At 47.9% G+C, this 15,861-nt stretch carries 9 protein-coding genes; 8 read left to right on the top strand and 1 reads right to left on the bottom strand.

The genetic code is table 11. The features are described 5' to 3' along the window. Nucleotides 1–47: 47 nt before the first annotated feature. The 8 genes from BLA28_RS09150 to BLA28_RS09115 all read left to right on the top strand — a co-directional run bounded on the left by BLA28_RS09150 (nt 48) and on the right by BLA28_RS09115 (nt 14,861). The gene (locus BLA28_RS09150) at nt 48–938 is read left to right on the top strand and encodes an ABC transporter permease (RefSeq protein WP_044968590.1); all 891 of its coding nucleotides are present in this window, start codon (nt 48–50) and stop codon (nt 936–938) included. Between the two features lie 25 nt (nt 939–963). Continuing rightward, nucleotides 964–1,851, top strand: a complete 888-nt coding sequence (locus BLA28_RS09145; RefSeq protein WP_069156915.1) for a carbohydrate ABC transporter permease — start codon at nt 964–966, stop codon at nt 1,849–1,851. Between the two features lie 33 nt (nt 1,852–1,884). Beyond that, the gene (locus tag BLA28_RS09140) at nt 1,885–3,372 is read left to right on the top strand and encodes a response regulator (RefSeq protein WP_071699072.1); all 1,488 of its coding nucleotides are present in this window, start codon (nt 1,885–1,887) and stop codon (nt 3,370–3,372) included. Nucleotides 3,373–3,428: 56 nt separating this feature from the next. Beyond that, entirely contained in the window at nt 3,429–5,117 is a 1,689-nt protein-coding gene (locus BLA28_RS09135) for a sensor histidine kinase (protein WP_169897223.1), read from the top strand. Nucleotides 5,118–5,360: 243 nt separating this feature from the next. Continuing rightward, nucleotides 5,361–7,574, top strand: coding sequence for a sensor domain-containing diguanylate cyclase (locus BLA28_RS09130; protein WP_071699070.1), 2,214 nt, complete (start codon nt 5,361–5,363; stop codon nt 7,572–7,574). 116 nt (nt 7,575–7,690) lie between these two features. Next, a complete protein-coding gene (locus BLA28_RS09125) occupies nt 7,691–9,379 on the top strand; it encodes a two-component system response regulator (RefSeq protein ID WP_071699192.1) in 1,689 nt (562 codons plus the stop codon). After that, the gene (locus tag BLA28_RS09120) at nt 9,376–11,997 is read left to right on the top strand and encodes a response regulator (RefSeq protein ID WP_071699069.1); all 2,622 of its coding nucleotides are present in this window, start codon (nt 9,376–9,378) and stop codon (nt 11,995–11,997) included. Before BLA28_RS09125 ends, BLA28_RS09120 begins: the two co-directional genes overlap by 4 nt. A 197-nt stretch (nt 11,998–12,194) precedes the next feature. After that, entirely contained in the window at nt 12,195–14,861 is a 2,667-nt protein-coding gene (locus BLA28_RS09115; protein ID WP_242955433.1) for an ATP-binding protein, read from the top strand. Between the two features lie 127 nt (nt 14,862–14,988). Here the strand turns inward: BLA28_RS09115 and BLA28_RS09110 are convergent, their stop codons facing one another. Then, a complete protein-coding gene (locus tag BLA28_RS09110) occupies nt 14,989–15,369 on the bottom strand; it encodes a VOC family protein (RefSeq protein WP_069156922.1) in 381 nt (126 codons plus the stop codon). Between the last annotated feature and the right edge of the window lie 492 nt (nt 15,370–15,861).

The following is a 15,861-nucleotide window of genomic DNA, read 5'->3' as shown; positions in this document are numbered from 1 at the left end:
GATGCCTGCAGAAAGCAGACATCCGGCTGTTGTAAGGAGGAGGCAACGTGAAAAACAGAAAAGCTAATATTACTTTTCATGCTATGATAGCTCCGGGCATGATTTTTATATTGTTATTTAACATTATACCGCTTGCGGGGCTTATTATGGCCTTCCAGAATTTCCTTCCGGCAAAAGGCCTTTTAGGATCAAAGTGGGTGGGGCTGGATAATTTTAAATTTATGTTCCAGCTGCCCGACAGCAGGCAGATATTTGTAAATACTCTGGTTATTGCTGTTTCCAAAATGATATTAAATCTGCTGGTCCCTCTGGTTTTCGCATTGATGCTGAATGCAATCCGATGTAAACTGTTAAAAAGGACACTTCAGACGATTGTTTATCTGCCTAATTTTATATCCTGGGTAATCCTGGGAAGCATTATTGCGGATATCTTTTCCAAATCAGGAATTATTAATACCCTTCTTTCGGGTGTGGGGATAGAGCCCATTATTTTCATGGGCAGCAATACATGGTTCCGCCCGATAGTGATACTTTCCGATGTATGGAAGGGCTTTGGATATAACAGTATTATTTTTCTTGCCGCGCTGGCAGGGATTGATCCCACTCTTTATGAGGCAAGCGCCATTGACGGGGCGACCAGATCCAAACAGCTGATCTATATAACGCTGCCCTCCATTGTGAGCACGATAGTGCTGGTGGGGACACTGAGTCTGGGCAATGTTCTGAACGCAGGCTTTGACCAGGTATTCAACCTGTATAATCCGCTTGTATACCGGACAGGGGATATTATAGATACCTATGTATATCGTATGGGACTGCAGAATGCCCAGTTCAGCCTTGCGACCGCCGTGGGGATGATGAAATCCGTCATAAGCTTCCTGCTGATAATTATTTCCTATAAGCTGGCGGAGAAATTTGCCAACTACCGGATTTTCTGACAGAGTGAGAAAGGTGATGCAAACTATGAAAATAAAAGAAAGACCCGGAGAAAAACTGGGACATTATCTGATTGTCATAATTGTTGTGGCTGTCAGCCTTACCTGCCTGATTCCTTTTTTGAATACGCTGTCTCTTTCCTTCAGCAATAAATCCAGGGCGGCGGCAGGGGAGGTTTTTCTTCTTCCCAAAGGATTTAACCTTGCATCCTATAAGATGCTGCTGAAGGACAGCGGATTTTTTACTGCCTTCGGCGTGTCCGTCCTGCGTGTCATTGTCGGAGGCGGCCTGAACCTTATGCTGACGGTTTTGATGGCGTATCCTCTGTCAAAATCTCCGAAGCTGTTCCGGGGACGCAATGTATATATGTGGATTCTGATTTTCTGCATGATGTTTTCAGCCGGACTGATTCCTCTGTATCTGACGGTCAGCCGTTTGGGACTGATTAATTCCTTCTGGTCCCTGGTGCTGCCCGGAGCCGTTCCGATTTATAATGTTATCCTGCTCATGAACTATTTCCGCAATATCAGTCCGGGTATGGAAGAAGCAGCTATCATGGATGGGGCGTCCCATGTGGATATCCTGTTTAAGATATTTCTTCCGATTTCCCTTCCCTGCCTGGCTACAATCACGCTTTTCAGTATTGTTAACCAATGGAATTCCTTTTTTGACGGAATGATATATATCAATACGCCGTCCAAGGTTCCGATGATGACTTATATACAGCAGCTGGTGATTCCTACGGATACCACCAATATTACGGATCCGAGGCAGCTGGAAAATATCATGCAGTCTTCCAACAAGACTCTGAATGCGGCTAAAATTATGATTGCCCTGCTTCCCATATTAGTGGTATATCCGTTTCTTCAAAAATATTTTGTAACAGGAATAACGCTCGGCTCCGTTAAGGAATGAGTGCGCCGGAATTGGAAGGTGAGGGAGGGAAACATGTTATCGGTATTAATTGCTGATGATGAATGGATTGAAAGAGAAGGGATCAGCCTGCTTCTGGAGCAAAGTCCCTATGAATTCCAGGTGTATATGGCGGAAAATGGGGAAGAGGCCATGAAATGCCTGGAAACGCATGCGGTTGATATCCTTTTTACCGATATTAAAATGCCCTTTATGGATGGGCTGGAGCTGCTGGTACAGGCGAATCAGAAATTTAAAGGCCTGAAAATTGTGATCTTCAGCGCTTTCGCAGATTTCAGCTATGCCAAGACCGCTTTGGAAAACCGGGTTCTGCATTATTTCCTGAAGCCGATAGATCCGGATGAATTTCAGAATATCCTTTCCGAAATCGTGGAGACGGTTACAAGGGAACAGGAAGATAGCAGGCGCCTGCAGCGTACTGGTGCGGGAACGGAGGATGTGATTGGCGCTTTTCTGCATAAAGAGGGGCTTCCGCCGTTATGGCTTGAGGAAATGCTTGACGGCAGAGAGACCTTCCGGCTGCAGCTTTACGATATACAGGATGAAAAGGAAACGGCCATTGCATCCTTTTATGAAGGCATAAGGGATGCGTTCGTTCTTATGAAAAGCTGCATCACCGTAAGTGAGGGGGTATTTCTTTTGCTTCTGCATAAGGGGGATGAAAACGCTCCGGCCGTCATGGAATTTCTGGAACATTGCGGTGTCCGGCAGGCATGTGTTGTGATGGGGAATGAGGCTTCCGGCTGTGAAGAGCTCCAGGACAGCTTTCTGCAGATGGAAGAGATGCTTCGTTTTCATTTTTTTATGGACGGCAATCAGCTGCTCTATGTGAATGAAAGCAATGCGGGATCAGGCAGCTCCGAACAGATTATAGAGAGGATTGTAAAGGAAATTTATCATGGAGTGGATAATAAGAATCTTCCCTATGTAACGGAAAATCTGACCCTGCTCCGGGAAGAGCTCCGTTCTCATATTATGGATTCCCAGATTTATGTCAAATATCTGTATTCCAATATTTTAAAAAGATTATTTGATAACAGCAGTATAGCCTATGGTGATTTTAAAACATATCTGGACAGTCTGTTTGAGGAAAGCTCTCTGTCAGGTATCCATAAGATGATGCTTGCTCTTTCTTCACAATTCATGGAAACGTCTGTGACGGAGGAGGCAGGAGGTTTTGAACATAAAAAGGTGATACGCTCTGTCATTGAAATTGTGGAACAGCATTATCAGGAGGATATCAGCCTGCAGTCCATCGCGGAGGAGGTATATTTATCCCCTTCTTATTTGAGTTATCTGTTTAAAAAAGAGGTGGGAGTCAGTCTGATTAAGTATATAACAATGACAAGGCTGGATAAGGCAAAGGAGCTGCTTCTTTCCGGAAATATGAAAATTTCTGACATTGCCGCGAAAGTGGGATATCAGAATTATTCTTATTTTAATATAACCTTTAAAAATAACGTCGGGGTGTCACCGGCTCAGTTCCGGGAACACGGAAGATAGCATGCGGAAGGTAAGGGTTAATGAACAACAGACGGCAGCAGGGAGGAGAAAAGGAAATGAAGATAGGGAACGGACTGAAAAGAAAGATTCAGAATACTAAATTTTCCCGGAAGCTGTTTGCCGCTTTCTTCCTTACGTCAAGCATCACATTGATTCCGCTGGGAATTTATTCTTATTACCAGGCCCACAATAATTTACTGGATAAGCAGAAGCAGAGTGTGAAGGAACAGATCTGGCAGGCCAATACCATGCTGAACAGCCAAATCGCCCAGAGCCAGACGGTCATATCCAGTCTGTTGTATAATTCCGAGATCATCCAATGCCTGAATACGGAAAATATCAGCTATTATCAGCAGTATCTGATGTTTCAAAACAGCCTGGAGCCTACGATAGAGAGTATTGTAAGCTCCCATTCCAATATACTTTTTGTTAAAATATATACGGATAATGAAACCTTGAAAGGGCATTCCAGATATCTCTACGATTTGGAAGAATTACCGGATTATGACAAATCCTCAGGCAGGATGCTGCTTAATTATAAGATCAATGACGGAAAGCTTACGGCGTTATGCCAATATCCTTTCCAGGGGGCGGATTTGACAAATGTTCTGTATATCGAGTTCCGTATTTCGGAATCACTGGGGCTCATGCTGAACGGAGAGAAAAAATTATTATTGATAGACGGCAGTGAAAATAGGATATTCGAAAGTCCGGGGACACAGGAGTATGCGGAGTATGAAAAGGCGGAGAATTATCAGGAAGTCAGGCTGGACGGAGAAAAGTATATTCTGTTCGTGAATAATATACCGGAAACAGGATGGAAATCGCTCTGCTTTGTACCTGAAAAAAATATGGAAATCAACGATCCATCCATATTAAGGGCGACCTTCCTTGTATTGATTCTTGCTATTTTTCTGTGTCTGCTGATGAGCTGGATGCTCTGCCGCTGGCTGTTAGGCCCGATGGAGAAGCTGCGGAAGCATATCCGCCAGGTGGAGGAGGGGGATTTTTCCATTGAGGTTTCTTCCGAGGCGGAGGATGAAATAGGGCAGCTTACGAATGCCTTCGGCGCCATGATTAAAAAACTGAACGTATTGGTTAATGAAGTATACCGGAGTCAGATCGTTCAAAAAGAGGCGGAGTTCAAGATGCTGCAGGCCCAGCTGAATCCCCATTTTCTGTACAATACGCTTTCCTTTATTAACTGGAGCGCGCTCAAAGCAGGGGAAAAGGAGATTGCTAAAATCAGCAGGGATATATCCTCCTTTTACAGGACAGCCTTAAACAGCGGAAAGGCGACCACAACGGTAGAGGAAGAGCTTTTAAACGCCCAGAGCTATATCAGCATCCAGCTGGCTCTGCACAATAACAGCTTTGATGCGGAATATGAAATAGGGGAGGAATGCAGGCCGTGTCAGATAATATGCAATATCCTGCAGCCGCTGATTGAAAATGCCCTGGAACACGGAATAGATAAAAAGCGGGATGGCCGCGGCGTACTGCGTATATTTGTTCGGAAAGAGGGGGAAAAACTGGTATTGGCGGTTACGGATAACGGGCCGGGCTTTGCAGGGGATGAAGAAAAACAGGCCATAAATCAGGAATCGAAGGGATACGGGTTGAAAAATGTAAATGACAGGATTCGTATTTTCTATGGCGATGATTATGGGATTGAAATTTACAGCAATGCAGGAGAGGACACGAGAATCCAAATCCGGATTCCGGTTTCAGCGGAAGTAAATTGAATGGAAAGCAGCGGCAGCGTATTTGTGGATTGTATCCGGAAATACGCTGCCGCTTTTTCCTTTTCCCTTTTTCCATCGAAAAAAGGATATCTATTGCTATTTGCTATGTCTTTTGCTATAGTAAAATATATATGCATATGAGCAATAAACGAATTCCGATGGTGACGGGTACGGTGATGGCATACAAAGAATCTTGGTGAGCCATAGGAGCACAGTCGGATTCAGGATTGAGAGGAGATTTACATGAAAAGACTGCTGAAAGGGCTCAGCCCGGAAGGAGAGGCCCTCTTAAATCTTATCCCCGGAGGGGTTATGCAATGCAGGAATGACAGTAGCTATACCATCGTTGAGGTCAACGATGGTTTTCTTAGCATGTTTGGGTATACGAGAGAAGAACTGGACGAAAGGTTCCAAAATCGTTTTTTTCAAATGATTCATCCGTCGGATCAGCAGAATTTCCTTATTGAAGCAGAACGGCAGCTGGAAAAAGGCGATCGGCTTTCCCTAAGCTATCGGGTTTTGTGCAGGGACGGAAGCTATAAATGGATTGCCAGCAGCGAAAAATTGTTTGGGGATGAGAAGGAGGAACGTTTTTTCTGTATTTTCCTGGATCTTACCGAGGTCAGGGACGCACAGGAGAAGCTGCGTCTGTCATTGGAACATCTGGAAATTATTATGAACCAGTCCTCCGACATTATTTTTGAATGGGATCTCATCGCGGATTCCATATCCTTTTCCCCGAACTGGCTGGAAAAGTTTGGCTATGCCCCGCATTATGACGGCAGACAGCAGAAGGAAGAAATGCTGCATAATTTTTATCCCGATGATGTGGAGCCGATGGCGGCATTTATGGAAGAGGCCAAAAGGGGCATATCCGATTCGGTCATTGATGTTCGGATCCGCAGCTTTCAGGATCAGTATATCTGGTGCCGGATACGGGCGGCGACCCAGTACAGTGCAGAAAATACACCGATTCGGGCGGTGGGGACAATCTCAGATATTGACGAAGAAAAACGGATGGTGGAGGAACTGCGCAGGAGGGCGGAGCTGGATGCTTTGACAGGCCTTTATAACCATACCGAAACGGAACGGAGGGCGGAACTGTACCTGGTGGATAAGCCGGATACAATCTGTGCCATGTTTATCATAGATGTGGATAATTTCAAGCTGGTGAATGACGGTCAGGGGCACCTGTTCGGGGATGCGGTTCTGGCGGAGCTGGCGGCAGGTATGAAGAAAATAACGCGGAAATCGGATGTGATCGGCAGGATAGGCGGGGATGAGTTCGCCATGTTTCTCAAGGATCTTCCGTCGGTCAGTATTGCCGAGGATAAGGCCAGGAAGCTGCTGCAGCTGTTTCAGAACCTGTTTCAGGGAGAAAAGCAGTCTGTTGAGGTGACCTGCAGCATTGGTGTGGCAGTTTATCCGTGGGACGGCAGCAGCTATCAGGAGCTGTACCACTGCGCAGATCTGGCGCTGTACCAGGCCAAATGCTGGGGCAAGAACCGGTTTGCACGGTTTGATGCCGGAAGTATGGCGGCGATGGATCGGATTGGCTATTCCTCTTTGGGAGCGTCCATCGATTCGGATCAGAATACAGGCGGAAAGACCGGTGATTTGGTCAATTACGTATTTCAAATTCTGTATGATACAAATGATATCGATGATGCCATCAAAACTATTCTGGAAATCGTAGGCAGGCGCTTCGATGTGAGCCGCGCCTATGTGTTCGAAAACAGTTTCTGCGGTAATTATGCGGATAACACCTATGAATGGTGTAATGAAGGGATTATACCCCAAAAGGAGTTTCTGCAGCAATATCCCTATGAGAAGGTGGAAGGCTACAAGGATCTGTTTCGGGATAATTCTGTTTTTTACTGCCGGGATATCCATTCCCTCACACCCGCCCAGAGCCGGCTTTTTGAAAGTCAGGGTATCTGTTCCACCCTTCAGTGCGCGCTGTACGATGACAAGGAATTCTGCGGCTTCATCGGTTTCGATGAGTGTACGGGGCTGCGGATGTGGAATAAGGAGGAAATTGGCATCCTTTCTCTGGTCGCCCAGATGCTGACTACTTTTTTGTCAAAAAAACGGGAGGCCGACCGCAACAGACAGATCATGGTTCAGCTGAATACTATTCTGGATATGCAGGATGCCTATATTTATGCGATTCAGCAGGATACCTACGAGCTGCTGTATATGAATCAAAAGCTGCTCAGGCTGGATCCGTCCGCCAGACCCGGCATGGCCTGTCATCAGGCCTTTTTCGGACGCAGCGCCCCTTGTGAGAACTGCCCTCTGACCGGCGCCATGGAGGTTTATAACCCTCAGTACGGCATCTGGGCAAAGGTTCAGTTTTCCCCAATGAAATGGGGAGATGACAGCGCCTATCTGATCAACTGTGCGGATATCACGGAATATAAGCGGATGCAGGAAAAGAAAGGCAGCGGGAGATAAAAATATCGGAAAAATACATATTACGGTACTGAGCATGCTGTGAATTGCGGTTACCTGGGGTAAGGCAGCCGCATCAAGGTGCCGGTCGGGATAAAGAGGTGGATGCAGTGGCGGTGATGGCAAAAAGAAAAATCCTGGTGGTGGAAGACAACGCCCTTAACAGAGGTCTTTTATGTGAAATATTAAAAACCGAATATGACGTTGCAGAGGCGGAAAACGGCCGGGAGGCTCTTGCCATTTTACGGCAGGAGGAGGGAAATTTTTCCCTTATCCTGCTGGATATTGTCATGCCCGTTATGGATGGCTATGAGTTCCTGGCCGTGGTCAAGAATGACCCTGATTTTTCCTCCATCCCGGTGATTGTCACCACACAAAATGACGGAGAGTCGGAAGAGGTGACAGCCCTTTCCTGCGGTGCTGCCGATTTTGTGGTCAAGCCTTACAAACCCCAGATCATCCTGCACCGTGCTGCCAATATCATTCACCTGCGGGAGTCCGCCGCTCTCGTCAATGAGTTCCGGTATGATCGGCTGACCGGCCTTTACAGCAAGGAATTTTTCTGTCAGCAGGCAGGGGAGCTTCTGCACCAGAATCCGGATAAGGAGTATGATATCATCTGTTCCGATATCGTTAATTTTAAGCTGGTCAATGATATTTTCGGTATTCCTGCGGGGGATCGGCTCCTGCGGATGGTTGCGCAGGAGTATACCGCTCTGACAGAGGGAAGGGGTATCTGCAGCCATTTCCATGCGGATCAGTTTGCATGTATCATTGAACATAACTGGGATTACACAGAAACCATGTTTCAGGATTCCTGCAGCCGGATTAACCTGTTGTCCCAGTCACAGAATATTGTGATGAAGTGGGGAATCTACCGTGTGGAGGACAGGAATGTTTCCGTAGAGCGGATGTGTGACCGGGCGCTGCTGGCAGTTCGGAGCATCAAGGGAATATATAAGAAATTTTTTGCCTACTATGACGATGAGCTCCGCAGCAAGCTCCTGCAGGAGCAGGAAATCGTTGACAGCATGGAGTCCGCTCTGGCACAGGGCCAGTTTGAAATCTACCTTCAGCCGAAGTACCGTCTTAAGGATAACCGGATGTCCGGCGCCGAAGCGCTGGTCCGCTGGAACCATCCGGAATGGGGGCTGCAGTCTCCCGCAGTGTTTATTCCGCTGTTTGAGCGCAACGGTTTTATCACCCGGCTGGATCAATATGTCTGGGATAAGGTCTGTGCCGTTATGCAGAGCTGGAAGAATAGGGGACTGCCGCCGCTGCCGGTTTCCGTAAACGTATCCCGGGCGGATATTTATAACGCGGATCTGACCGCTGTTTTAATGGGACTTCTGCAGAAATATGAGCTTCCGCCTGCCAGCCTCCATTTGGAAATCACCGAAAGCGCCTATACGGAAAATCCAAGACAGATTATCGAGACCGTCAGTCATCTACGGGAACTGGGCTTCGTGGTGGAAATGGATGATTTCGGAAACGGGTATTCGTCCTTACATATGCTCCATGAAATGCCTGTGGATGTTCTGAAGCTGGACATGAAATTCATCCAGAGCGAGCCGGTGACACCGGTCAACCAGGAAATCATGCGGTTCATCATCAACCTTGCGCACCTGATGTCGCTGAGTGTGGTGGCGGAGGGCGTTGAAACAGAGGAACAGCTGGAACGCCTGCGCAGGATCGGCTGTGAATGCGTGCAGGGGTATTATTTTTCAAGACCAATTCAGGTAAAAGAGTTTGAAAAGCTTATGGAAGAAAACGATGCGGTTGGAAAAGCGGGGAATCAGGATTCATGAGAAAAAGGATAAAAAATAGAGAACGTTCTGTGGAACGGAGCCAGATGATAAGCGTTGTCAGCACAGGAATTCTCATTCTGCTGATGCTATGCTATCTGTTCATGACCATCGGCAACTCCGCCAGGCTTGCGGCACAGACAGAAATTATTTCAAACCATCCTTTCGAGGTGGTAATTTCCGCCGGTGACGTAAAACTCTACGTATCGGAGATGCAGCTGCGCACCGATCGGCTGAAGCGCCACCATAACAGCGAAGATGTGGAATTCGCAGGCAGTAAGCTGGACGAGCTGGTGCTCTCCCTGGATGAACCGGTCACACGGATCAATGATTTGTATCTGGGAAATGCGGAGGATGTGCAAAACCTCAGGAACACTCTGGCATTATTACAATCAGAACAGAAAGATTATCTTGTTTTCTGTGAGCAGCAGAATCTTACGGAAAAGGAAATCGAGGCTTATGCCCAGGAGCATCTGGAGCCCCTTTATGACCGGGCGCTCCAACAGACAGGGGAGATCATTGCGGTTGCACAGGCAAAAAAGGTGGGATATGGCATTACCGCAGAAAGGCTGCGCGTAACCAACCTGATTGGCTCCGGCATACTTATGGTGTTGATGATTGTCGTACTGCTGATCTCCCAATATGTCCTGCACCGGCAGAGAGAGGAACTGGTTTACCGGAACAGGCTTTTTGATAAGCTGTCATTGAGCATCGACGATGCGTTCATCATCCGGGAGGCGGACACCGGAGTCATTAATTACTGCGGACTTAATCTGGAACGAATCCTGGGAATTACGGTTATGGATGCGGAGGATTTGTACGAAGGTTTGAAAGAGGAGGATGCCCGGGCGTTTCGGGAGGGAATTCGTGCGCCCGGGTTCGTTTCGCCATTTGAAAGGCTGGTGGAATATACCAGGCCCAACAAGGAAAAACGCTGGATGCAGATCCGAGTCTACAGGGTGGAAGATTTGAATACACCGCAGCTCATCACTGTGTTTTCCGACCGTACCGAAGAGGTCCGTTCCCGTCAGGCGCTGCAGGAAGCCATGCTGACGGCAGAACGCGCCAACATGGCAAAGAGCGATTTCCTGTCCCGGATGAGCCATGAAATCCGCACGCCCTTAAATGCCATCATCGGTATGACGGCAATTGCGGCGGCTTCGCTTGATGAGCCTGCCAGGGCAGAGGACTGCCTTTCTAAAATCACCTTTTCTTCCAAGCATCTGCTGATGCTGATCAATGATGTGCTGGATATGTCAAAGATTGAGAGCAACAAAATGGTACTGCAAAACGAACCCTTTGATATTTTTGAGCTGGTCAACGGTTTTGTATCCACCGTTTATGCCCAGGCAAAGGAAAAGGGAATTGCATTCCGGGAAACGATGGATGGTTTCGGTGAGGATACCGTCTTTATCGGAGATTCGCTTCGGCTTAACCAGATCCTCTTGAATCTCAGCTCCAACGCGGTGAAGTTCACACCGTCCGGAGGCAGGATCCGTCTGGATGTTTCACGGCACAGAAACGGAAATACAACTGATATCATCCGTTTTATCATTTCTGATACGGGAATTGGTATGACAAAAGAGGCTGTGGGCAGAATTTTCCAGCCCTTTGAACAGGCCGATGCTTCTATTGCCAAACGTTTTGGCGGTACCGGACTGGGCATGTCTATCACCAGAAATTTGATCACGCTGATGGGCGGCCAGATTCAGATAGAGAGTGAACCCGGCGGCGGAACCTCCTGTATTGTGGATTTACCGTTCCAAAAAGGAGAAGAGAGATGCCGTCCGGAGCCTGATTTTGCACAGCTTGGGCTGCAGGCACTGATTGTGGATGACGAACGGCAGGTCTGCGAACAGACCGCCATACTTTTAGAAAAAATAAAAATTACTGCGCAATGGCGTCTGTCCGGAAGCGAGGCTGTGGAACGGGTGAAAGAGATGCACAGGGAAGGACGGGATATCGACCTGTGCCTCATTGACTGGAAAATGCCGGATATGGATGGGGTTGAGGTAACCCGGCGTATACGGAAGGAGGTTGGGAATGCGGTTCCCATTGTAATGATATCCGCTTATGATATCTCAGAGGTGGAGGAAGAGGCGCGGGCGGCAGGTGTGAATGGATTCCTTCCCAAACCCCTTTACCGTTCCTCTGTCTATGCGGCCATTAAGTCTGCGCTGGAGCACAAAGGACAGACGTTTGCAGGGGAAGAAAAAAAGCCGGCCGGAAAGCTGCTGGAAGGTTTTCATCTGCTGGTGGCGGAGGACAATGCCCTCAATCAGGAAATCGCGGCAACGCTTCTGCGCATGGAGGGCGCTGCGGTAGACTGCGTGGAGGATGGTCAGCAGGCGCTGGATGTATTCCTTGCCTCGAAGCCCGGTGAATATGATGCTATCCTGATGGACGTACAGATGCCTGTTATGGACGGGCATGAAGCCACAAGACAGATACGTGCTTCAGAACATCCGCTGGCCCGTACAATTCCCATCATTGCTACAACAGCCAATGCCTTTAATGACGATATCTCCGCCGCTCTGGCGGCCGGGATGAACACCCATGTCAGCAAACCGCTGGATATCATACAACTTTGTAAAACTCTTGCGGATTGTATCCAAAAATAGGATAATAGAAAAGGAGAGACAGCAGAAATACATAAAGGGAGTGTAGATACATATTGAAAAGATGGATTGCAAACTGGATTAGGCGGGTAAATCTTATATTCCTACTGGGGGTCTGGGCTGCCGCATCAGTTCAGAATGTACAGGCGGCCGAACAGGAGCCGCGGGTGCTGCGAGTCCCTTTCCCTCAGGTGACTGGAATGACAGAAACAACATCGGACGGCCGCCGTCAGGGGCTGGTGGTGGACTACCTGAATGAGATTGCCAAATATACCGGCTGGGAATATGAGTATATAGACACAGATGGTGACTCTATGGTTAAGGAGTTTCTGGAGGGCAAGTATGACCTGATGGGGGGAAACTACTATTCCCCGGGCTTTGAGGAGCTTTTTGCCTATCCGGATTATAACATCGGGTACAGTAAATCAGTGCTCATGGCCCGAAAAGATGACAGCAGTATCAACAGCTATGATCTGCGGAGCCTGAACGGCAAAACCATCGGCGTTTATGAGCGGGCACAGGAGAACATCCGCAGGCTTAAGGAATACCTGTCCATGCACGATTTGGACTGTGAGATCCGTACCTACAGTTATGAGCAGCTCACGGAAGACGGGAAGCTCTACCCCTACCTGGAAAACGGAGAGGTAGACCTGCTCCTTGGAAACGGGTTTGAGGATCCCATGAATTTCCGTATCATCGCATCCTTTGATTCGCAGCCCTATTATATAGTGACCCATGTGGGTAACCAGGAGATTCTGGATGGATTGAATATGGCTATGGAGAAGATTGCGGATTCCAATCCGAACTTCGGTGCAAAGCAGTATGAAGCGAATTTCAGTAATGAGGGAGCAATAGATATTCAGCTCAGTGAGACAGAGAAGGATTATGTCCGGAACCGGGCTGCGGTCACCGTGGCGGTACCTGAAAACTATCATCCCCTGTTCTGTCTCAATGCAACAGACAACCTGCATAAAGGGATCGTGCCTGATACCCTTGAGAAAATCGCAGAGTTTACAGGGCTTACCTTTACGTATGTTTACACCGATACCTACGGCGACGCGCTGAATATGGTCCGGCAGGGGAAGGCGGATCTGCTCTGCTTTTATATGGGAACTGAGGAAGAATCTGTCCGCCAGGGACTTACGCTCACCTCGCCCTATGTGAATATGAATAATATCGTAGTCCGTAATAAGACATCCTCCTATCCGGACGAAGGACTGGTCTGCGCCGTCGTCAATGGACAGGATCTGCCTGTCGGGATTGAAGCGGCTGAAGTGAGGAAATATCCTACTGTCACGGAAGCGCTCCGGGCGGTAAACAAAGGCGAGGCAGACTTTATTTATGGTCTGGCCAGCCGCTTTGAGCTGGATATTCAGCGCTATCATTTCTCTAATCTGGTGCCCGTTACCCTGGTCAATGATCGCAGCGACCTCTCCTTTGCGCTGGAAAGGCCTTCGGATCCTGACCTGCTGACCATTCTCAACAAGGCCATAAACAGCCTTTCCTCAAAAGAGCGTTCCACGATTCTGGATCGGAACCTGATTTCTATCGGGACGAACGAGCTCTCACTGATGGAACTCATCTACGCCTATCCCGTGGCCTTTGTCGTTGTGCTGACACTGTTCCTGTCGGTACTGTCGGTGTTTTTGTTTGGGATCTATCGGGCGCGGATGCGGGCGGCCCTCATGAAGAGCAATCTGGAGAAGGCTGAGGCGGAGAGCCGTGCCAAGGGAGAATTCCTTTCCCGTATGAGCCATGAGCTGCGTACGCCCATGAATGCCGTAATAGGACTCACAGACCTTACCGGCATGATGGAGGGAGTGCCGCCGGAGGTGCAGGAAAATCTCTCAAAGCTCCGCACGGCATCCCATTACATGCTGGATCTGATTAACGACATACTGGATATGAGCCGTATCGACAGCGGAAAGCTTTCTCTCGCAAAAGAACCCTTTTCACTGGAAAGTATCCTGGATGGGATCCGGATGATGATGGAGTCTGAGGCGCAGAGAAAGGGCCTGATTTTCACACTGGAAAAGAATCTGGTCCACAGCGGTCTTGTCGGTGACGGCATTCGTTTGCGGCAGGTGCTTATCAACCTGCTTTCCAACGCCTTCAAATTTACCCCGGCAGGGGGGAACGTTTACCTGCGGGTAACGGAGGAGGGCGGAACAGAGGAAGAGGCGTCCTTTACCTTCCGGGTGATTGATACCGGGACAGGCATCACCCCGGAGGACCAGAAGCGTATTTTCGAGAGCTTTGAGCAGGTGGGTACCAGTTACTCAAAAAGCCAGGGCACGGGGCTGGGACTTGCTATCAGCAGAAGTATTGTCCGGAAAATGGGGGGAGAACTGAAGGTCAGCAGCCAGCCTAGAGAAGGAAGTGAATTCTTCTTTACCGTAACTCTTCCCCTGAAAAATTCGGCGGAAATCTTTGCCTGCGGACAGAATGTGCAGCCCGGAGACAAGCTGCTGGAGGGTATTCCTATTCTTATGGCGGAGGATAACGATCTTAATGCCGATATCGCGGCACAGCTTTTGGAGATTCAGGGGGCAAAGGTAAGCCGCAGCGTAAATGGCAGGCAGGCGGTAAAGATGTTCTCCGAAAGCAGGCCAGGCGAATTCCGGGTGATCCTCATGGATATCCAGATGCCCGAGATGAATGGATTGGATGCGGCTCGTGCCATCCGGTCATTGGATCGCCCGGATGCGGCCGATATTCCCATTGTGGCTATGACTGCGAATACCTTCACAGAGGATGTGGACGAGGCAATGGCGGCGGGCATGAATGAGTTTATCCCAAAGCCGCTGGATGTCAACTATCTTTACCGGCTGCTTCGGGAATTGCTGGATAACGGGGATTCCCGGTAAAAGGTGGCCAGACGGTATTGATAAGGAAAGAAAATAATTGAATAAAGAAAAGGCCGCCGGCCGGTATCTGCTGTTATTGTGACAGGGGATACCGGCCGGTAATTTTATGCCCGGAAAACGGATCGGGCTATGCTGTGAAGATACACCACCGAACACCGTAACAGTCGGTGAGATCCGTCATGCAGGAACTGAAAACGCTTGCCCCTAAGGGAATGCGGACACTTCCTTTATCGGATAATGCTTCATATGCTTTTGTTACTAAATCTTCTTTGCCAGGTTCAAAATGCAGGCAGAACTGCATGATATTGCCTGTAACATCGCCTGTCCCATCTTCGTCTTCTCTGTCTGCAACAGCTAAAATATAGCCGTCTATGCTCAATTCAGAGTGAAAGACCTTCCCCTCCGGTGTATGGTGGATTTCCAGCACTTCTGCACCAAAAGCCCTTTTGTACAGCTCGATTGCCGCTGTGGCATCGCTGACGTATGTCTGCAGCATAATACGTTTCATAATAATTGAATTCCTCCTGCTTGGTGTTTGGTTTACTAGTTTAAAAATTTATTAATTATAGCACGGAAATTCGTAGGAGACAATGGGGATAAAGTGACATGGTAACAGAGTGACAGCATGATGGCTGATTTATTTTTTCTGCAGCAATTTGATTTTGGGGACATAATTGGTCTTTTCAGGCCCCAAATAACAAAAAATGAAATTTGCTTACTATAATGAATATCAGTAAAAAAATGCAGACAGGAGCTGAAAGTATTATGGTTAAAAAGAGATTAATTGCATTGAGTTGTTATAGTTTGGGATTTTTATTAATCTTCTTGGTTGGGGGCTGCGGCAGTAAAATGGATGATGGTTCGGAGGTTATTTCTTTGTCTCTGAAATCGGAGGTAAAAGGAGTTTGTACGACGAGAAATTATATAGACAGATTGAAGTAACTATAATATTTACTATTTGAGGTATTTAAATTTATCATATACTGAGATAATTGTGGAA

Source organism: Eisenbergiella tayi (assembly GCF_001881565.1).
Taxonomy (GTDB): Bacteria; Bacillota; Clostridia; order Lachnospirales; family Lachnospiraceae; genus Eisenbergiella; species Eisenbergiella tayi.
Note: the sequence above shows the minus strand (reverse complement) of the source record. Positions and strands in the feature narration are given on the sequence as shown.